16 protein-coding genes are annotated in these 19194 nt (G+C 61.2%); 5 read left to right on the top strand and 11 right to left on the bottom strand.

Features of this window, described 5'->3' with window-relative positions; all coding sequences use genetic code 11:
- Nucleotides 1-13 precede the first annotated feature (13 nt).
- Genes ACRY08_RS10585 through rsmA form a run of 3 tightly spaced genes read left to right on the top strand, consistent with a single transcriptional unit; the run spans nt 14 to nt 3110 of the window.
- Complete coding sequence (locus ACRY08_RS10585; RefSeq protein WP_432449889.1) at nt 14-1285, top strand: peptidylprolyl isomerase; 1272 nt, start codon at nt 14-16, stop codon at nt 1283-1285.
- Nucleotides 1282-2277 carry a 4-hydroxythreonine-4-phosphate dehydrogenase PdxA gene (gene pdxA / locus ACRY08_RS10580; protein ID WP_432449888.1) on the top strand — a complete coding sequence of 332 codons (996 nt, stop codon included), beginning with the start codon at nt 1282-1284 and terminating at the stop codon, nt 2275-2277. Before ACRY08_RS10585 ends, pdxA begins: the two co-directional genes overlap by 4 nt.
- Nucleotides 2274-3110, top strand: coding sequence for a 16S rRNA (adenine(1518)-N(6)/adenine(1519)-N(6))-dimethyltransferase RsmA (rsmA, locus tag ACRY08_RS10575; protein WP_432449887.1), 837 nt, complete (start codon nt 2274-2276; stop codon nt 3108-3110). Before pdxA ends, rsmA begins: the two co-directional genes overlap by 4 nt.
- Before the next feature lie 193 nt (nt 3111-3303).
- Here rsmA and ACRY08_RS10570 read toward each other — a convergent pair whose 3' ends face one another.
- On the bottom strand, nt 3304-4992 hold the full coding sequence (locus ACRY08_RS10570; RefSeq protein ID WP_432449886.1) for a chloride channel protein: 1689 nt from the start codon (nt 4990-4992) through the stop codon (nt 3304-3306).
- A 75-nt stretch (nt 4993-5067) separates the two neighbouring features.
- Between ACRY08_RS10570 and ACRY08_RS10565 the strand changes: the two genes are divergently transcribed.
- Nucleotides 5068-6441, top strand: coding sequence for an FAD-binding oxidoreductase (locus ACRY08_RS10565; protein WP_432449885.1), 1374 nt, complete (start codon nt 5068-5070; stop codon nt 6439-6441).
- 4 nt (nt 6442-6445) lie between these two features.
- On the opposite strand, the gene recN is transcribed toward ACRY08_RS10565, so the two are convergent.
- The 3 genes from recN to lpxC all read right to left on the bottom strand — a co-directional run bounded on the left by recN (nt 6446) and on the right by lpxC (nt 10327).
- Nucleotides 6446-8098, bottom strand: coding sequence for a DNA repair protein RecN (gene recN, locus ACRY08_RS10560; protein ID WP_432449884.1), 1653 nt, complete (start codon nt 8096-8098; stop codon nt 6446-6448).
- Nucleotides 8099-8164: 66 nt separating this feature from the next.
- Nucleotides 8165-9118, bottom strand: a complete 954-nt coding sequence (locus ACRY08_RS10555) for an outer membrane protein assembly factor BamD (protein ID WP_432449883.1) — start codon at nt 9116-9118, stop codon at nt 8165-8167.
- Nucleotides 9119-9391: 273 nt separating this feature from the next.
- Entirely contained in the window at nt 9392-10327 is a 936-nt protein-coding gene (lpxC, locus tag ACRY08_RS10550) for a UDP-3-O-acyl-N-acetylglucosamine deacetylase (protein ID WP_432449882.1), read from the bottom strand.
- Nucleotides 10328-10908: 581 nt separating this feature from the next.
- Here lpxC and ACRY08_RS10545 point away from each other — a divergent pair.
- Nucleotides 10909-11046, top strand: a complete 138-nt coding sequence (locus ACRY08_RS10545; protein WP_432449881.1) for a hypothetical protein — start codon at nt 10909-10911, stop codon at nt 11044-11046.
- Here the strand turns inward: ACRY08_RS10545 and ftsZ are convergent.
- From ftsZ to ACRY08_RS10510, 7 genes are all read right to left on the bottom strand, one after another.
- Complete coding sequence (gene ftsZ, locus ACRY08_RS10540; protein ID WP_432449880.1) at nt 11034-12722, bottom strand: cell division protein FtsZ; 1689 nt, start codon at nt 12720-12722, stop codon at nt 11034-11036. The two genes, ACRY08_RS10545 and ftsZ, sit on opposite strands and share 13 nt — an antisense overlap.
- A 257-nt stretch (nt 12723-12979) precedes the next feature.
- Nucleotides 12980-14314 carry a cell division protein FtsA gene (gene ftsA, locus ACRY08_RS10535; protein ID WP_432449879.1) on the bottom strand — a complete coding sequence of 445 codons (1335 nt, stop codon included), beginning with the start codon at nt 14312-14314 and terminating at the stop codon, nt 12980-12982.
- The gene (locus ACRY08_RS10530; RefSeq protein ID WP_432449878.1) at nt 14311-15285 is read right to left on the bottom strand and encodes a cell division protein FtsQ/DivIB; all 975 of its coding nucleotides are present in this window, start codon (nt 15283-15285) and stop codon (nt 14311-14313) included. Before ACRY08_RS10530 ends, ftsA begins: the two co-directional genes overlap by 4 nt.
- On the bottom strand, nt 15273-16187 hold the full coding sequence (locus ACRY08_RS10525) for a D-alanine--D-alanine ligase (protein WP_432449877.1): 915 nt from the start codon (nt 16185-16187) through the stop codon (nt 15273-15275). Before ACRY08_RS10525 ends, ACRY08_RS10530 begins: the two co-directional genes overlap by 13 nt.
- A gap of 228 nt (nt 16188-16415) precedes the next feature.
- Nucleotides 16416-17348 (bottom strand): UDP-N-acetylmuramate dehydrogenase, encoded by a 933-nt coding sequence (gene murB / locus ACRY08_RS10520; protein ID WP_432449876.1) that lies wholly within the window; start codon nt 17346-17348, stop codon nt 16416-16418.
- Between the two features lie 3 nt (nt 17349-17351).
- Nucleotides 17352-17591: a DUF2484 family protein gene (locus tag ACRY08_RS10515; RefSeq protein WP_432449875.1), complete on the bottom strand. Its 240-nt coding sequence runs from the start codon at nt 17589-17591 to the stop codon at nt 17352-17354.
- Nucleotides 17592-17623: 32 nt separating this feature from the next.
- Nucleotides 17624-19159 carry a DUF6161 domain-containing protein gene (locus ACRY08_RS10510; protein ID WP_432449874.1) on the bottom strand — a complete coding sequence of 512 codons (1536 nt, stop codon included), beginning with the start codon at nt 19157-19159 and terminating at the stop codon, nt 17624-17626.
- Nucleotides 19160-19194 lie beyond the last annotated feature (35 nt).

Genomic DNA, 19194 nt, shown 5'->3' with positions numbered 1-19194 from the left:
AGGCGCAAAACTCATGACGATCTTCAAACGTATCAACGGCGCATCCAAACGCGGGTTCACCGCGATGGCTTTGGCCCTGACCCTTTCAGCCGGCCTTGTTGGCACCATGGCGACACCCGCCGCCGCGCAGGATTTGTTTGCCCCGGTGGTCCGGATCAATGACCGCGTCATCACCGCCTACGAGCTGTCTCAGCGCATGGCGTTCCTGACGCTTTTGAAGGCGCCGGGCAATCTGCGCGAACTGGCCGAAGAACAGCTGACCAACGAAGCCCTGCAACGCCACGCCGCGCAGCTTGCCGGGGTGGAACCCACGGCCGAGGAAGTGCTCGCTGGCATGGAAGAGTTCACCGCGCGCTTCGATCTTGATGTCGAGACTTTCAACAAGATCATCGCGCAGGGCGGCATCGCCCCCGAAACCTTCCGGGATTTCGTGTCAGGCGGCATTGCGTGGCGCACCGTTGTGCGCGAACGCTGGAAAGGGCGCATCCAGATCAGCGAGGCCGAACTTGATCGCGCCATTGCACAGCTTGGCGTGAAAGCCGGCATTCGTGTTTTGCTGTCGGAAATCGTGTTGCCCGCACAGACACCCGCGCAGCTTCAGGCGTCGAACGCGCGCGCATCTGAACTGTCAGACATGACCACCCTGCCCGCTTTCGCCTCTGCCGCGCGGCGCATGTCCGTGGCCCCGTCCAGAGGCCGCTCGGGCCGGTTGAACTGGATGGACCTGTCCAACCTTCCCCCGATTGTTCAGCAACAGATCGTGGCGCTTGAACCCGGCCACGTGACCGATCCCGTGCCGGTGAAAAACGGTGTCGCGGTGTTCCAACTGCGTGCCCTTGAAGAGCTGGACACACCGGAACCGAAAGACGTGCAGGTGGACTACGCCACGCTTTTGCTGCCCGGCGGACGCTCGGCGGAAACCCTGTCACAAGCCGCCGTGATCAAAGCGAAGTCAGACACTTGCGAGGACCTATATGGCGTGGCAGGCGATCTGCCGCCGTCGCAGCTCAAACGCGAAACACTGGCACTTGGCAACATTCCGACCGGCACCGCGATCGAGCTGGCCAAGCTGGACGAAGGTGAAGTCTCGACCGCGCTGACCAGTGCATCCGGCGACAGCCTTGTGTTCCTGATGCTATGCGAACGCACCCGCGAATTGCCCGAAGAGGTGAGCCGCGAAGACGTGTTCCGCAACCTGCAAAACCAGCGCCTTCAGGCCCATTCGGTGGCCTATCTGGACGAATTGAAAGCCGCAGCACATATCGTGCGACTTGACGGACAATGACACGGGCGCGCAACGCGACCGTCTTGCCCGTTGCCTTGACGATCGGCGAACCTGCGGGGATCGGGCCGGACCTGTGCGGCCCGGCCTTTGACGCACTGCGTGGCACGGTGCCGTTTTTCGTCATCGGTGACCCGCACCACCTGCCCAAAGGCACCGCATACACGGAAATCACCTGCCCATCTGAGGTGGCAGAGGCCCCGTCCCTGCCCGTGCTGCCCCATGATTTCACCACGCCCCGCGTGGCGGGCACGGCCCAGCCGGAACATGCAGCCCACGTGATCGCGGTGATCGAACGCGCCGTGGCGCTGACGCAAGAAGGCGCGGCTTTGGCGGTGTGCACAAACCCCATTCACAAAAAGGCGCTGAAGGACGGCGCTGGCTTTGCCTTTCCCGGACATACGGAATTTCTGGCCCATCTGGCAGGCGGGGCCGATGTGGTGATGATGCTGGCCTGCGACGCGCTGCGCGTGGTGCCAGCCACGATCCATATCGCGCTGTCCGACGTGGCCCCCACCCTGACCCGCGCGAAACTGGAACAGGTGATCCGCACCACCCATGCGGCGCTGATCCAGGATTTCGGCCTGACTGCCCCGCGCATCGCTGTGGCCGGGCTGAACCCCCATGCGGGTGAAGGGGGCGCGATGGGCGGTGAAGAGATTGCGATGATCGCGCCGCTTTTGGAGGATCTACGCGCCCAAGGTCTGGCGCTGTCCGGGCCGCATTCGGCGGACACGATGTTTCACGCCCGCGCGCGCGCAGGCTATGACGCAGCGGTCTGCATGTATCACGATCAGGCACTCATTCCGATCAAGACCATAGACTTTGACGGCGGGGTGAATGTGACGCTGGGACTGCCCTTTGTACGCACCTCGCCCGATCATGGCACCGCTTTTGATATCGCGGGCAGTGGGGCCGCCAACCCCTCGTCCCTGATCGGCGCGCTGCGCATGGCACATAGCATGGGCCTTGCCCGACAGGAGGCACGATCATGAGCCAGATCGACGGGCTGCCGCCCCTGCGCGAGGTGATCAACACCCACGGGCTGGTGGCAAAGAAATCGCTGGGGCAGAACTTTCTGCTGGACCTGAACCTGACGGCGAAAATCGCCCGACAAGCGGGCGATTTGTCGGGCTGTGACGTGTTAGAGGTCGGCCCCGGCCCCGGCGGGCTGACCCGCGGGCTGTTGGTGGAAGGCGCGCGCAAGGTTCTGGCGGTGGAAAAAGACAGCCGGGCCATGGCACCGCTGGCCGAAATTCAAGCCGCTTATCCCGGCAGGCTTGAGGTGGTGAATGCCGATGCGCTGGAGCTGGACCCTCTGGCCCATCTGACCCCGCCCATCCGCATCGTGGCCAACCTGCCCTACAATGTGGGCACAGAATTGCTGGTGCGCTGGCTGACGCCCAAAAGCTGGCCGCCCAGCTGGTCGAGCCTGACGTTGATGTTCCAAAAGGAAGTGGCCGAGCGCATCGTGGCGCAGCCGGGGTCGAAGAAATACGGACGTCTGGCGGTCTTGGCACAATGGCGCACCACCCCGCGCGTGGTGATGGAGCTGCCGCCCGAGGCCTTCACCCCGCCGCCCAAAATCCATTCCGCCGTGGTGCATCTGGAGGCCCTGCCCGCCCCGCGCTGGGAGGCAGATGCAGGCAAGCTGCAAGCGCTGGTGGCTAAGGCCTTTGGACAGAGACGCAAGATGCTGCGCGCCTCGCTCAAAGGGCTACATCCCGAGATCGAGGACGTGTTGACCTCGGTCGGGATCAAGCCCACGGCGCGGGCCGAAGAGATCGAAATCGAAGCCTTTTGCGCTTTGTCGCGGGCCTTGGCATAGGGGGCGCTGCCCCTGAGTGAAACCCCTCTTGGGTTTCACTCTACCCCGAGGTATTTTGGACAAGAAAATATGTGGGCGCTTTAAGCGTTTCGAGATTAAGCCCGATCACAACTTGATCTCGAAACGCCCACATCATCAATAGCGTCCGCGGGTTTCGACATATTGTCGTGCCTCAACAATAAGTCGAAACGCTTTAAGAATGCTCTTCAGCCGCCGTTTCTGACAGTGCCTTGTTGAAAGCCTTCAACGCATCCACGTGGAAAATCGCGCCCCAAAGCTCGGGCGGGTCGCCCTCACCGCCCAGGGTCACCACGGGGATAAAGGCCTCTCCCGTGGCCTCGAAAATCGGCATGGCCGCGTCAAGCGTGGTGTTGCCGTCCACATAGGTGCCACGTTCGATCAGCTCCCAGCAGTGTTCTTCATCCGCGGCGCGGGCGTGCTCGCGATCTCGCATCACCTTGGCCACGCGCACGGTGGACAAGAGATACGCCTGCGGACCCGCCGCCAGATGAATATTGCGCCGTTCCAACTGGGTCAGGAAGAAGCTGCGATCGACAAGCCGGCTGGCAAGGGCCGTGGACAGAGACACGGCGGCCATCACGGCGATCCCGGTCTGCCAGTCCCCCGTCAGTTCAAAGACGATAAGCGTGGTAGAGATGGGGGCACCCAGCACGGCGGCAGCGACCGCACCCATGCCGGCAAGCGCATAAAGCGTTTCCGAACCAGAGACATCCGGGAAGATGGCGGTGGCGATGATGCCAAAGGCCAGACCGGTCAGCGCGCCCACCATCAGCGCCGGGGAAAACACACCGCCGCCCATGCGGCCCGCCATGGTGATCGCCACGGCGGCCACTTTGACAACGGCATAAAGGATGGCCACGTGCAAGGGCAGGATGCCGGTCAGCGCGGCCGACGTGGTTTCATAGCCGACGCCGATGATATGCGGGAAGGCAATGGCGATGGCCCCCAGCATCAACCCGGCCAGAGCGGGGCGCAGCACTTTCGGCAGATGCATCTTTTGCTGCAGGGCGGTGCCCAGATCATCGCTCCAGAAAATTGCGCGCATCAGGACCACGGCCACAAACCCGCACAAAAGACCAAGGATCAGGAAGGCGGGCAATTCCACATAGAAGGCCAGCGAGCCTTCGGCGGGCAGGACAAATTCGGTCACGCCGCCATATTCGATCCGGTTGATCACCGTGCCCGCGACCGAGGCAATGGCGATGGGGGCAAAGGCGTGCACCGCAAAGTGGCGCAGCACGACCTCCAACGCGAAAAGCGCGCCTGCGATGGGGGCGTTGAAGCTGGCCGAGACGGCAGCGGCAACGGCACAGCCCAAGAGGTCGCGCCCGGTGATGCCATTGGCCCCGATCCGGACCGATACCCAGCTGGAAATCACCGCGGCCAAATGCACCACCGGCCCTTCGCGCCCTGACGATCCGCCGGTGGACAAGGTGATCAGAGACGCCAACGCCGAGCCAAGCCCGGCGCGGCGTTCCACCCGGCCTTCCCACAGCGCCGCGCCCTCGATCACATCCGCGACGGACCGCACGCGCCCGTCATGGGTGAACCAGTTCAGCACCACGCCAACCACAAGCCCGCCCACGGCCGGAAGAAGCAATATCCAATACCATGGCAGCGTTTGAGCAAAGCTGTGCAGATGCGCCAGATCATCTGTTCCGTAAAGCGAGGCCTGCAGCGTCTCGATGCCTTTTCGAAACAGCAGTGCTGCGAATCCCGAGGCCACGCCGATCACCAATGCAAGGCACCAGAACTGCAACTGGCTGGAGGCATTTTCACGCCATAGTTTCCAGCCATTGGACAGTGTTGCACGCCCGAAGCTTCGTAAACGCAATGCAAACAATTTTACTTGTTTTATCATGGCCCCCCGCGCGCACAGCCTTTTCTTGCTGGTCTGTTTACCATAAGTTGATCCGGCTGTTCTGGGGAGAATGGGATGTCCATCAACACCGTATTAACCGAGCTTTCGTCATTTCTAGGCGATCGCCTGAGCCGCTCCAAGTCCGAACTGGAACAGCATGGCGGTTCCGAGACGCATTTCGCCCCTGCCCCGCCCGATGCGGTGGTCTGGCCCGAAACAACGCAAGAGGTGTCGCGCATCCTGTCGCTGTGCAACAGCCACGCCATCCCGGTGATCGGATTTGGCGCGGGCACATCGCTTGAAGGCCATACCAGCGCGCCTCACGGAGGCATCTGCATCGACACGCGGCGCATGAACGCGCTGAAATCCGCAGATCCCGGCGATATGATCGCGGTGGTGGGGCCGGGCCTGACACGTGAAGAGCTGAACCGCGAATTGCGCCATCTGGGCCTGTTCTTTCCGGTGGACCCCGGTGCCAATGCCTCGCTTGGGGGTATGGCGGCCACGCGCGCCTCGGGCACCACAACGGTGCGCTATGGGTCGATGCGCGACAATGTTCTGGGGCTGAGCGTGGTGCTGGCCGACGGGCGCGTCATCAAGACCGGGTCACGGGCGGCAAAATCCGCCTCGGGCTATGACCTGACGGCGCTGTTTCTTGGCTCCGAGGGCACGCTGGGCATCATCACCGAACTGACCCTGCGTCTGCATGGCATTCCCGAGGTGACAAGCGCGGGCATCTGCCCCTTCCCCGATATGACCGCCGCGGTCACCGCGGTCCAGCTGGTGATCCAGATGGGCATTCCGGTGGCGCGCATCGAATTTGTCGATGCCGATACGGCGCGCGCCTTCAACGCCTATGCGGGCACGGATATGCCAGAAAAACCCCATCTGCTGGTCGAGTTTCAGGGCTCTCCTGCGGCCGTTGCCGAAGCCAGCCAGGCTTTCGGCGAGATCGTGCAGGATTTCGGTGCTGGCCCGTTCCAGCACGCCACCAAGACCGAGGACCGCAACGCGTTGTGGAAAATCCGCCACCATGCGTTTTACGCGATCTGTGCCTTGCGCCCCAATGCGCGCGCCATGGTCACCGATATCTGCGTGCCGATTTCTCAACTGGCCCACGCTGTTGAAGAAACCCGCGCCGAGATTGCCGGATCAGGGCTGTTGGGGCCGATCCTGGGCCATGTTGGCGACGGAAACTTCCACGCCATTCTGTTGATTGATCCCGCCGCACCGGAGGAAATGACCCGCGCCAAATCTTTGGCCCGCTCGATGAGCGAACGCGCCCTGTCACTGGGCGGCACGATCACCGGCGAGCACGGGATTGGCATGGGCAAACTGGGGCTGATGCATGCGGAACACGGGCAAGCCTGGCCGCTTATGGGCGACATCAAAACCGCGCTGGACCCCAAGGGCATCCTGAACCCAGGGAAACTGGTGCCGCAAGAATAGAGGCTCAGCCGCGCAAGAGCGCCTCGGCAGCCGCGCGGGCCGCATCGGTGATCGTGTCACCAGATACCATGCGCGCAATCTCGTCCACGCGTTCAGATTGGGCCAAAGGCACGACGCTGGACAGGGTGATCCCGTCGGTCACGGTTTTGCTCACCCGCCAGTGATGCCCGCCAAGTGCGGCGACCTGCGGGCTGTGCGTGACCACAAGCACCTGCCCCCCTTGGGCCAGCCCCGCCAGCCGGCGCCCGACCGCATCGGCGGTCGCGCCGCCAACACCCCGGTCGATCTCGTCGAAGATCATGGTCAATCCGCCCGCGTCTTTGGTCAGACAAACCTTCAGGGCCAAAAGAAACCGGCTAAGTTCCCCGCCCGAGGCAATCTTGTTTAGTGGCCCGGCAGGCGCGCCCGGATTGGTGGCGACGGTGAAGGTCACCGCATCCTGCCCGTCTGGCCCGGCATCAGACGGGGTCACGGCAGTTTCAAAAACAGCGCGCTCCATCTTGAGCGGCGCAAGCTCGTCGCCCATCGCCTTGTCCAGACGTTTGGCCGCTTTTTGCCGTTCCGTGCTCAGGCGATCTGCGGCGTTCTGATAGTCGGCATCAGCGCTTCGCACGGCCTCTTCCAGCGCGCCAATCGCCCCGGCCCCCTGATCCAGAGCAGACAGCTTGACCCGCAGACCATCGGCAAATTCGCCCAGATCATCCGGCGCCACCTGATGCTTGCGCGCCATGGCGCGGATCGCAAACAGCCGCTCTTCGGCCTGTTCCAGTTCATGCGGATTGAACGAAAGCTGATCCAGCGCCACTTCCACCCCAGACGCCGCTTCGGCCAGCTCGTTCATCGCGCGGCCCAACGCTTCGATCGGAGCGTTCAAAACGTCGCCCGCCTGCTCTGATGCGCCCTCAAGCCAGCGCAGGGCGTCGCCCATGCGCGCCTCGGCCCCTTCGCCTGATCCCAAGGCCTGATGCGCCTTGGTGATATCCTCGCCAATGCGTTCGGCCGCCTGCATCAAGCGGCGGCGCGCATCCAGTTCGGCATCTTCGCCCGGCTCTGGCGCCAGCGCGTCCAACTCGCCCACGGCGTGGCGCAGAAACTCTTCTTCCGCGCGCGCCGCATCCAAAGCCGCTTGCGCCTCTGACAGGGCTTTTCGGCTGGCAGACAAAGCGCGCCACGCAGCCTTTACCTCGGCAATATGCGGGTCCAGCTGGCCAAAACTGTCCAAAAGCCTGCGATGCATGCGCGGGTTTAAAAGACCGCGATCATCCTGTTGCCCATGCAATTCCACAAGCGTGTCAGACAGCGCGCGCAAAACCTCGCCCGAGGCGCGGCGGTCATTCACCCAAGCCGTTTTGCGCCCGTCCGCCCGGTTCACCCTGCGCAGAACCAGCTCATCCTCGGCGGGGATGCCCGCATCCTCCAGAACCGTACGGGCCGGGTGGTCACCCGGCAAATCAAACACCGCCTCGACCTCGCCCTGATCGGCACCGGCACGCACCAGATCAGCACGCCCGCGCCATCCCAGCACAAAGCCCAGACTGTCCAGCAAGATGGATTTGCCCGCCCCGGTTTCACCGGTCAGCACATTCAGGCCCGGCTGAAACTCCAGCGCCAGCCGATCAATGATCAACAGATCGCGGATATCAAGTGATCGCAGCATCGCGTCCCCACTCGCGCCCCAAATTCACACGAGCCAACGCACGCGCGCGGCCCTGCCCGTCAGCGCTCAGAGCCACTCGCCCTTGATCAACTGACGGTGCACCTTGCGCAGCCAGCTGTCGCCTTTGGCTTCCGGCTTCAACCCGCGTTTGGTCAGCAGGCGATAACTGTCCTGATACCAATCGGTCGACTGGAAGTTGTGACCCAGAATGGCGCCTGCGGTCTGTGCCTCGTTCGTCAGGCCAAGCGACAGGTAGCTTTCCACCAGACGGTGCAGCGCTTCGGCCACATGGGTGGTGGTCTGGAACTGCTCTACCACCACGCGGAAGCGATTGATCGCTGCCGAGTAATGCTTGCGCTTCAGATAGTAGCGCCCAATTTCCATTTCCTTGGCCGCCAGATGGTCAAAGGCCAGATCAAATTTCAGGATCGCAGATTTCGCATATTCCGTATCCGGGTAGCGTTCGATCACCACACGCAGGGCTTGCAACGCCTGATAGGTCAGGCCCTGATCGCGACCGATCTCGTCAATCTGATCGTAATAGCTGAGCGCCAGAAGATACTGGGCATAGCCTGCATCTTCTTCGGCAGGGTAAAAGTCGATATAGCGCTGCGCGGTGGCGCGCGATTGTTCGAAATCGGCCTCTTTGTGATAGGCAAAGGCCTGCATGATCAACGCGCGCTTGGCCCATTCGGAATAGGGGTACAGGCGTTCCACCTCGCCAAACCATTTGGCCGCTTCTTCGTAGTCCCCGTTTTCAAGATCGTATTCACCGCGCTTGAAAATCTCTTCCGCGCTCCATTCTTCAATGGGCTTGCGTTCGACCGGGTCCGCGAACCAGCCGCCGCCCCCGCCGGAGCCGCCGAATCCAAGACTTCCCGAGCTGCCGCCAGAGCTGCCACCAAGGCTGCCGAAACCCAAGCTGCCCGAGCCTCCGCCACAAGAGGTGAGCCCCAGTGCCGAGACCAATGCGATGCCAATGGCTTTGCCGAAATTCGCGCGGATCATGATCCGTGTCACCCCAATCAATGCTGCTCAGAGCGCGCTGCAAACCCGCGCGCGCCGCATGTTCCCGCTTGTCGTAGCACACATTTTTTCAAGGCAAAATGGTTTGCGACGCAATTTTCACCACGAGTTGCAAGATGAGGTGAGAAAAGGGCACAAAATACCCGCCCAGAAGCAAGAAAGCCGCGCCCAGAGGACACGGCAAGCTTTTGATTATCGGCGACAATCTGCCCAGTCAATCTGCGCGGACACTCTACCCAGACAGGCTGCGTCAGACCGGCAGGCGCATTACGCGCTCATCGGCAGGTCAGAGCGCCGCACCCCAACACCCGGAAGGCGGCGGGCTGCTTGCGCGTCACAGGTTACCACGCGCCAGGCGCCCGGCGTGTCAAACAGCTTGCGCAGCAGTTCATTGGTGATCGCATGGCCCGCACGGTGGCCCACATAGCGTGCTTTCAAAGGCGCGCCGGCCAAGGCAAGGTCACCCAAGGCGTCCAGCATCTTGTGACGCACCGCTTCATCCGCACGGCGCAGGCCGCCGGGGGACAAGACTTTGTCATCATCAACCACAACGGCGTTTTCATACGTGCCGCCCAAAGCCAAACCGGCTTTGTGCATGGCTTCGACATCGGCCTGACGACAGAAGGTGCGGCAATCCGACAATTCGCGCACGAAATTGCCGTTGGACATATCCAGACGCATCTCTTGTGTGCCGATGGCTTTGTCCGGGAAGGAAATGTGGAAATCAATTTCGAACCCGTCCGAAGGCTCCAGACGTGCCCAGGCGGCCTCGTCCCCTTCGCCGCGACAAAATTCGACCGGCTCAAGAATCTCGATCACGCGCACGGGTGCTGCCAATTCGCGCACGCCAGCTTTGATCAGCCCGTCGACAAACCGCGCCGCACTGCCATCCATGATCGGCACTTCCGGCCCATCAAGCTCGATCAGCGCATTGTGAATGCCACAGCCCACGATGGCGGCCATGATATGTTCGATGGTCTTGACCTCGACGCCCGCCTCGTTGCGGATCACCGTGCACAAGGGCGATGGCACGCCCGAGGCCCAATGCACCGGCACAAGGTTATCGCGCCCGTCGTCAATATCGGTGCGTTTGAACCAAATACCGTATTCCGCCGAAGCCGGTTTGACGCGCAGCCGCGCCGGGCGCCCCGAATGGAGCCCGGTTCCGGTGAAACTAGCAGTGCTGGCAATCGTGGTTTGCACGTGAGCCTCTTTGGTTGCCTCGATATCTGCCCACCGATGACAGGGACATATCCCCGCGGTGAACCGTCTTTCCTTGCGCCTGCGGCCCGGCCCCATTCAGGGAGCCTGCCGCCTGACCGTCTGACCAGCGCCCCCCGTATGGAGTGGTCGGGGAGGCCTGATCATAGGTCATCTGCCTTTGGCAGAGTGTCTTTTGGCAGTGTCTCGGACTGGCAGGATCGCTGCCCGATCCCTGCGCCCATTCCGATGCCAATTATAGCGCACACCGGGGTTTTGCCCGGTAGGTCATGGGTAATTGCCGCGAAGGTTAATCTCAATTCAAACCTCTGTAATGGTTTGTAACATGCGATTTCGGGATGGCAGCTTTTCGCCGACACCCCCAATTTCACCCCACAAACACCTGTAAATAATCAGTTTTTCACGAGCTACCGCAACAGGCTGTTCATTGGCTTAACGCCGCGAACGCCCAGCGGAAACATGCCAGCTGCGTTGTTAACCAAAGCGTTTCGGTTTTAACCTGAGACAGGAGAAAACCGAAACGCGGCAAAAGCTATCTATGTCCTAAGCGTTTCGAGATAAACATGAGCCTCAAGTTTATCCCGAAACGCTTCAAAGTGAAAAAACCGCCGCGCGATGCGGATCGCGCGGCGGGCGTGGTGTTTTGTCTTGTGTCGGCCCGCCCGGATCAGTTGGGCGGGTATGACACTCAGTTGGCCTGACGGCGCAGGAAGGCGGGGATTTCCACCTTTTCCTGGTCAGCATCCTGCGCTTGCGGCGCCTGATGGGCAACGGGCTGCTCCTCTGGTGCGGCAGGGGTGACAGGCGGTTGCTGACGGGCGGCGGCGGCGGCGTTATCCGATGCCCCTGCCCCGGTCATCCGGTTGATCAGCGAGTTGATGCCAAAGCGCGGCTTGTCCTGCCCGGACGCATCGCCAGCAGTGGGTGCAGCGGGTTGCGCAGGTGCTGCGCCTTGTGCGCGGGGCTGGTTGTGCACAGCAGCCTGAAGGCGTGCCATCGCTTCGGGCGACGGCGTGCCCGGCGCGGGAGCTTTGGGGGCTACGAACTGCGCAACACCCGGCTCGTTGCCGAACTGTGACTGCCCTGCGGGAGCGGGCGCCTGAGCGACCTCTTCGCGCGGCTGATAGGCGGGCGGCGGAAGATCACCACCAGCACTTTCTGCCGGGAACACGTTTTCCAGCTGCTCTTCTTCAGCTGCAGCGGTGGCGTCCATGTCACCAAAGAGGCTCGGCTCGGTTGCAGGCGCGGGTGTTTCAACCTGCGCGGCTGAGGGCGCGGGGGCTGCATCAATTGCGGCGGCCGCATCAATCGCTGCGGGCGCTTCTGCTTCCAGCTTCTGTTCGACTTCGATCGGCGACTGCAGCGGTTCGGCCAGCGAACGGCGCGGCACGGGGATGTCCATCTGCACCTCAGAGGCGTCGATACCGGTGGCAACCACAGACACGCGCATACCGCCTTCCATGGTTTCGTCCAGCGTCGAGCCGACGATGATGTTGGCGTCCGGGTCCACCTCTTCACGAATGCGGTTGGCCGCTTCGTCCAGTTCAAACAGCGTCAGGTCGTAGCCGCCGGTGATGTTGATCAACACGCCCTTCGCGCCACGCAGGCTGATTTCGTCCAGAAGCGGGTTGGCGATGGCTTTCTCGGCGGCCTGAACGGCGCGATCTTCGCCCGCGCTTTCGCCGGTGCCCATCATGGCCTTGCCCATCTCGTCCATCACGGCGCGCACATCGGCAAAGTCGAGGTTGATCAGACCGGGGCGGACCATCAGGTCCGTCACGCCCTTAACACCTTGATACAGAACGTCATCTGCCATCGAAAACGCCTCGGTGAAGGTGGTTTTCTCGTTGGCCAGACGGAACAGGTTCTGGTTGGGGATGATGATCAGCGTGTCGACCATTTTCTGCAGGGCTTCGACACCGTCTTCCGCCTGGCGCATACGTTTGGCGCCTTCGAACTGGAAGGGCTTGGTGACAACACCTACGGTCAGAACGCCCAACTCGCGGGCGGCCTGTGCGATGATCGGGGCCGCGCCCGTGCCGGTGCCGCCGCCCATGCCAGCGGTGATGAAGCACATATGTGCGCCTGCCAGATGTTCGACAATCTGTTCAATGCTTTCTTCGGCTGCCGCCGCGCCAACCGAGGCCCGCGCACCAGCGCCCAGCCCTTCGGTCACTTTCACACCCATCTGGATGCGGTCCTTGGCATTGGAATGCTGCAGCGCCTGCGCATCCGTGTTTGCCACGACAAATTCTACGCCCTCGAGTTCTTTCTCGATCATGTTGTTGACCGCGTTGCCACCGGCACCGCCGACACCAAACACGGTGATACGAGGTTTCAACTCTTCCTGACCGGGCATGGTGAGGTTCAAAGTCATGATGTGTCCGCCTGTTTATGTCCGCGTCGCACCGATGTCCCCCGGTCACGACATATATGTTTTTTGACCGACTGAATCGCCGGGAACTGCCTCGTTTTGTCTATGTTAACCGGAAAACAAGGGGCGCGTCACGCCCTAAAGGCCGTAAAACCCGCAAAATATTGGGGTTATCAGGCGAAATTCAGCAGGATTTCGCCGAAACCCCCGGATATGGGGGCGAAAGGTCGGAATTGGGATATGTCAGCGCAGAGTGGGTCTTACCAATTGTCCTTGAACCACTTGAAGGCCCGGCGCAGGCTGCGTGCCGGGTAGGTTTCTGCCGGGATCTCGAAATCCCACCATTCATCCTGCGGATGGGCAGCAAACAGGCACAGACCCACAGCAGACGAGAACCCCGCCCCCGTGGCCGCCTGCGGCAAGCCCTGCACGCGCAAGGGACGTCCGATGCGCACTTGCTGGCCAAGGATCTTCGGCGCCAGCCCGTCCAGACCCGGGATCTGACTGCCCCCGCCCGTCAGCACGATGGACTGGCTGGGCAGGTGATCAAACCCGGCCGCATCCAGCCTCATGCGCACGTCTTCTAGGATTTCTTCCACGCGCGGGCGCATGATGCCGATCAGCTCGGCGCGGCTGACGGTGCGACGGTCATGTTCCCAATCGCCCGTGTCACCGCCGATCTCGATCATCTCGCGATCATCCATCCCGGTTGCAACAACGCCGCCATAGAAGGTTTTGATCCGCTCGGCCGTGGCCAAAGGCACCTGCAGCCCCTTGGAGATATCCGAGGTCACATGATCCCCACCCAGCCGCACGCTGTCGGCGTAAATCATGTGCTTTTTCATGAAGATGGACAGGCCAGTTGATCCACCGCCAAGGTCGATACAGGCCGCGCCAAGTTCCTGCTCATCCTCGACCAGCGAGGAAATCCCCGACACATAGGCCGAGCTGGCCAGCCCTGCGACCTCAAGGTCACAGCGCTTGATGCAGTAAAGCAGGTTCTGGATGACAGCTGAATCAACCGTCAGCACATGCATGTCGACGGCCAGCCGGTTGCCGATCTGGCCGCGCGGATCTCCAAGGCCTGAGCGGTGATCCAGCGCGAAATTAACGGGCTGGGCGTGCAGAACTTCGCGGCCCTCGCCGATCTCGGGCATATCGCAAGACGCCAGCACACGCGCCACGTCATCTTCCGAGACCGCGCGCCCATCAATATCAACCGCACCATCCAACCCGTAGGACCGCGGATTGGCGCCCGAGAAACAGGCAATCACGTGATCAACCCGCAGATTGGCCATTTTTTGCGCCGCCTGCACCGCAGTACGAATGGCGCGTTCGGTTTCCTGCATCGCGTCAATCTCACCAAACCGCACCCCGCGCGAGCGGGTGGTGGCCGCACCGATGACCCGAAAGGCGCTTTGCCCCGCCATCGCGCCAACCCCATCGCTTTCGCGAAACTGATCCGGCCCGTCAAAGCGCAGGATCAGGCAGCCGATCTTGGCACTGCCCACATCCAGTATGGCAATCACGCCACGTTGCATGGCGGCTTCGCGCATGGCGCGCATGGCGCGTTGTTGGCTATAGAGATCGGTCATTGCGAAGGCTCTCCAACTGCGATCCCCTTGATCCGGCGCAACTCTTCCACGGCCGGGTCGCCCAGACGAAGCGTCGGGCGTTCAGGGGTTCTCATATCTACGGTTTTCAAATCACGGGTCAGCAGGTCTTGCGCCTGATCCAGCGCAATCACCTGCTGCAAGGCGGATACCGGGTGATCGGCGGGCAGCATGATGCGTGGCCCGGTTTCCAGGACCAGATCCCAGCGGCGTTGACCCACACGCACAAGGCCACGCAGGCCCGTGCCAAGTGGTGCCGCGGTGGCGATCAGCGCGCGCGCTTCCTGCACGGCCTCTTCGGCCCCTGCCCCGGCAATCAGCGGCAGGTCAGCGCGGGCGGCACGCGAGGTCAGGCTGGCCACGCGGAAGCCATCTGCATCCAGCATGTCAATGATGCCATCATGTTTCCACAGGATGACCGGGTCGCGTTCGGTGATCTCGACCTCCAGCACGCCGCCGGGGCGGATGCGCAGTTCGGCATCTTTGATCACGTCCAGCTTCATGATCTCGCCGCGCATCGTGTCGAGGTTCAGATCAAAACTGGAAATCGGGAAGTCGATGGGCAGCATCTGGCGCACGGCCTCATCCACAATCGGCGTCGCTCCTTCGACCGCCATCAGCTTGACCATAAACTCCGGGCGCTCTTGCACCGAACGCTTCATGCTGGTCAGCTTTTCGCCAATCGCATAGCGGTTGGTGGGGTTCGAGAAATACCAACCCGTGGCCAAAAGCACGGCAAAGACTGGCAGGCCCACGCGCAGGAAGGCGCGGAAAAACGGGGTCAGCCAAAGCCGATGCGCCTTATAGGCCAGACGCGAGGGCGCTGGGTCACGGCGCTGCTTGTCAGCCTGTGCGCCAGTTTGTGGGGCGGATTGAGGGGCCCCGCCCGCCCGCGGAGCGGCGACGGAATGATAGACCTGCGGCTGGCCGGGTGGCGGGGTCATCGGTTGCATGACGCCTCCTCGACCATCCATTTGCAGAAGGCCCCGAAGTTCATGCCGGCGTGTGCGCCCTGTTCAGGGGCCAGCGATGTGGGGGTCATGCCCGGCTGGGTGTTGGTTTCCAAAAGGATCAACCCGTCCAGCCCGCGCGCCTCATCCCAGCGGAAATCGGTGCGGCTGACGCCCCGGCAGCCAAGCGCATTATGGGCGCGCAAGGCGTAGTCCAGACAGGCGGCTTCAATGTCCGCCGGGATGTCGGCGGGGATCACGTGGCGCGACCCACCTTCAACGTATTTCGCGTCGTAGTCATACCAGCCATCGGTCAGGATATCGGTTACGCCGAGCGCCCGGTCGCCCATCACGGCGGTGGTCAACTCGCGCCCCGGCGCATAGGTTTCGACCATCACGGTCTCGGGCATGGTGGCGGCCAGTTTGGGCGGCGTATTGGCGCCCTCGGCCACGATGTAGATGCCGACAGACGAGCCTTCGTTATTGGGTTTCACCACGTAAGGTGGCGCCATCACATGGGCGGCTTCCACCTCGGATTTTGAGGCCAGAAGACTGTCCACGACCGGCAAGCCTGCCGCCCGGAATACGCCCTTGGCGCGTTCTTTGTCCATCGCCAGAGACGAGGCCAGAACGCCCGAATGGGTATAGGGGATTTGCAGCCATTCCAGCACGCCCTGCACGCAGCCATCTTCGCCCCAGCGGCCATGCAGCGCGTTGAACACCACGTCGGGGGCTTCGGCGCGCAGACGTTCAGCCAGATCCGGGCCCGCGTCGATTTCCACGACATCAAAGCCTTCATCACGCAGCGCCTTGGCGCATTCATCACCCGACACAAGCGAAACCTCGCGCTCCGCCGAGGGACCACCCAATAGAACAACAACCTTGCTGACGGAATGCTCCGACATGCCTGTAATGCCTCGTACCAGGTCGCCAAGCGACCGACTGCCCTGCCGTTTCCGGCCTTTTCCCCGCGTCATCGCGGTTTATAGTTGAGGCTGTACCGCCCCTGAGACGAAATCTGCGCGGCTTTGCGCCACGTCGTTTCTTTCGCATCTTCAGGGCCTGCCCGACCTCTCGTTCGCGCCCGTCGGTTCTGTGCCTTGGGTCGCTTTGTCTTGCCCGTGGGTGCCTGCCTATTTCGCGGCCGGTTCACCTACGCGCTTGATTTCCCATTGTAGCTGCAAGCCACTCGTTTCGTAAACCTTTTTTCTGACCTCTTCCCCAAGGCCTTCAAGGTCTTCGGCCGTGGCCCCGCCGGTGTTGGTCAGGAAGTTTGAATGCATCACATTCATCTGTGCGCCGCCGCGTGTGGCCCCGCGCATGCCCGCGTCTTCGATCACCTTCCAGGCCTTCAGCTCGTGGCTGTCATCGGCGCGACCGGTCGAGCTGAAGCCTGCGGGATTTCTGAACGTGGAGCCCGCCGTGCGGTCCTTGGTGGGCTGGGTTTCATCACGCTTTTTCAGCTGCGCTTCCATGCGGGCATGCAGGTTAGCAGGGTCGTCCGATGGCGCACGGAAGGTGGCTTGGGTCAGCACCCAGCCCTCAGGCAATTCGGTCTGGCGATATTGGAACTGCAGGTCTTGGGCGGTCAAAGTGACCCGTTCGCCCGCGCGCGTGACGGCCTCGGCTTTCTCAAAAACATCAGCGATATAAGAGCCATAGCAGCCCGCGTTCATGCGAACGGCCCCACCAATGGCACCGGGAATGGTGCGCAAAAAGGTCAGGTCCAGCCCCGCATCGGCGGCTTTCTTCGCCACCTGGGCGTCCAGCGCCGCGACGCCCGCCGTGACTGTATCTTTCTCGATCTCGACCCCATTAAACCCGCGCCCCATGCGGATCACCACGCCGCGAATGCCGCCATCGCGCACGATCAGGTTCGACCCGACGCCCATGGGGAAAACCGGGATATCGGCGTCGAGCTGGGACAGGAAAGCAGCCAGATCATCAACATCTGCAGGCATGAACAGCCAATCCGCAGGTCCCCCCACGCGCAGCCATGTCAGCCCGGCCAGCTCTTTGTCGGCCATCAGGCTGCCGCGGATCTCAATCTGGTCAGGACGCGCCATCGCTTACCTCTTCTTCAGCCAACGGGTCAGGTAGATCACCGGCCAACGCAGGATCGACATCGCGCCCGCCAAAACCAAAAGCCCCACCCACGGGCCATTTTCATAAAACACGAAGACCAATAGCGGAATGCCCAGTGCGATCAAGACATAAGCGGCCCGCCAATGATGATCGCGCGTGGGGGTGAGCGCGATGAAGCCGGCGGTCACGAACCAAAGACAAGCAAGGATGAGCGAGGGGGGCATTGAGATCGTCTTTCAGATGACAAAGCAAATTATCACCTACCAGAGAGCAGCTTGCTGAGAGCAGCACTGATAGAGGGATCCACACCACCGTCATCTTTCACGATACCATCGGAGCTGGGACGGAAAAGTGCCGCATAGACCAAAGCCCTTTGGTCTATTGCCTCATCATGCGCGCCATCTCCTTGAGCAAGCAAGCTAAGGTAGCTTTGCGCAAAGGCGCATCTCTCACGCGCGTCCAGCGCCAAGTGACGCTCTGCGAGAAACTGCTTCATCTGAATGCGTGTGAACCACAAGCCAAGAGTCAGTAAAGTCAGGGCACAGCCTGCGACGACCATACCCCGAAAACTAAATCCATTACAAAGCTCGGGGTTTAAAGTCCGATCACAACCCGCCGGCGTAAACAACGTATCAAAGGCTTCAATAGAAGAGCTGAGCAAGTACACCATCCCGATCGAAAGCCCAGCTACCCCCAACAATCCCAAAAGGAACAACCAATACGCTAGTTTCTTTCGTTGCTCGTGCTCTTCTTTCTTATCCGCCCAAAGATCTGCAGGTGCCCTGAGAGCTTGATTTGCTTTATAGGTGGCGAGCGCTTCGTCAAACTTCTTCTGATAGGCTGATTCAAGCTCTGTATACTGACTAGTGAAGTTGCTAACCGCATCGTTTACGCGCGCAGCAGCTTCGTCCACGTCTTTTTTGATGACCTTCTGATGGTCACCTACGGTTTGAAATTCCTCATAAATGGTGTTTAAGGCTCTGCTTAAACCATTGGCGCTCGTGATCAGCCCAGCCTGCCTTTCTTCTAGCCGCGAAATATCTCTTTTCAACCTGCGGACAATCAGAAGATCAGCGTTGCTGACTCCACGGTGCTTGGTTTCAATCCGTTCAATTTCCGAAGCAATGGATTCGGCCCCTTGCAACCATGTCTCATCGCGAATTTGAACGATGTTCTTCAGCATTTCATCTGGAAACACCGGATTTTCATCTGGATTAAGGAGACTATCATACCAGCGGCGCCAGAATTCATAGGGTGTATCTGGGGAAAGCTCTGTTTTCGATTGCCGCTCCCAGATCTCCTGAAAAGGGTTTTCCTTGTGCCAAAGCGGAAACTTCAGACCTTCTCCGGCTCGCTCCAGAATACGCGCATCTTGCCGAACTTGCTGCCACATTCCTTCGCCGGCAAAGGCACGATCAGCAAACACAACGGCTTCGGCAGTTTTTGTGCTTTCATTTGCTGCGTAGGCCGCTGTATTTGCGGCATCCGAGGCCGCGCTTTGCTGGTCATAGGCCTTCTCAGCGGCATCACGTGCGCCCTGCGATGCTGCATTCAGAGCAGCAGATATACTGTCGTCTATCGACGTTGCGGCGACGGATGATGTGAGCAACGCGCGCAAAATCAAAAGCGGTGAGGTGGCGACATTGCCTGATTTATTTTCAGAACAATACTTCACCCAAATTGGAAACACACGTGCCGCTGCACGGCTGGCGATCCAGGCGCAATCCTCGCGTGAGCGTTCTTTTAGCCAGACCTCAAGGCTTTCACGATCAACAATATCTACAATATCCATGTCTTACAGATAGGCCGCGTTCGCCCAGCTGTAAA

The sequence above is a fragment of the Aliiroseovarius marinus genome (genome assembly GCF_050881025.1).
Taxonomy (GTDB): Bacteria; Pseudomonadota; Alphaproteobacteria; order Rhodobacterales; family Rhodobacteraceae; genus Aliiroseovarius; species Aliiroseovarius marinus_A.
This window is presented reverse-complemented; position numbering and strand designations above follow the sequence as displayed.

What these genes read in the sequence shown, in the direction of transcription:
- ACRY08_RS10545 (WP_432449881.1), top strand. Translation starts at nt 10,909, where the DNA reads ATGAGCCTCAAGTTTATCCCGAAACGCTTCAAAGTGAAAAAACCGCCG.
- ACRY08_RS10570 (WP_432449886.1), bottom strand. Translation starts at nt 4,992, where the DNA reads ATGATAAAACAAGTAAAATTGTTTGCATTGCGTTTACGAAGCTTCGGG.
- pdxA (WP_432449888.1), top strand. Translation starts at nt 1,282, where the DNA reads ATGACACGGGCGCGCAACGCGACCGTCTTGCCCGTTGCCTTGACGATC.
- ftsZ (WP_432449880.1), bottom strand. Translation starts at nt 12,722, where the DNA reads ATGACTTTGAACCTCACCATGCCCGGTCAGGAAGAGTTGAAACCTCGT.
- rsmA (WP_432449887.1), top strand. Translation starts at nt 2,274, where the DNA reads ATGAGCCAGATCGACGGGCTGCCGCCCCTGCGCGAGGTGATCAACACC.
- ACRY08_RS10510 (WP_432449874.1), bottom strand. Translation starts at nt 19,159, where the DNA reads ATGGATATTGTAGATATTGTTGATCGTGAAAGCCTTGAGGTCTGGCTA.
- ACRY08_RS10565 (WP_432449885.1), top strand. Translation starts at nt 5,068, where the DNA reads ATGTCCATCAACACCGTATTAACCGAGCTTTCGTCATTTCTAGGCGAT.
- ACRY08_RS10530 (WP_432449878.1), bottom strand. Translation starts at nt 15,285, where the DNA reads ATGCAACCGATGACCCCGCCACCCGGCCAGCCGCAGGTCTATCATTCC.
- ftsA (WP_432449879.1), bottom strand. Translation starts at nt 14,314, where the DNA reads ATGACCGATCTCTATAGCCAACAACGCGCCATGCGCGCCATGCGCGAA.
- ACRY08_RS10515 (WP_432449875.1), bottom strand. Translation starts at nt 17,591, where the DNA reads ATGCCCCCCTCGCTCATCCTTGCTTGTCTTTGGTTCGTGACCGCCGGC.
- ACRY08_RS10585 (WP_432449889.1), top strand. Translation starts at nt 14, where the DNA reads ATGACGATCTTCAAACGTATCAACGGCGCATCCAAACGCGGGTTCACC.
- ACRY08_RS10525 (WP_432449877.1), bottom strand. Translation starts at nt 16,187, where the DNA reads ATGTCGGAGCATTCCGTCAGCAAGGTTGTTGTTCTATTGGGTGGTCCC.
- murB (WP_432449876.1), bottom strand. Translation starts at nt 17,348, where the DNA reads ATGGCGCGTCCTGACCAGATTGAGATCCGCGGCAGCCTGATGGCCGAC.
- recN (WP_432449884.1), bottom strand. Translation starts at nt 8,098, where the DNA reads ATGCTGCGATCACTTGATATCCGCGATCTGTTGATCATTGATCGGCTG.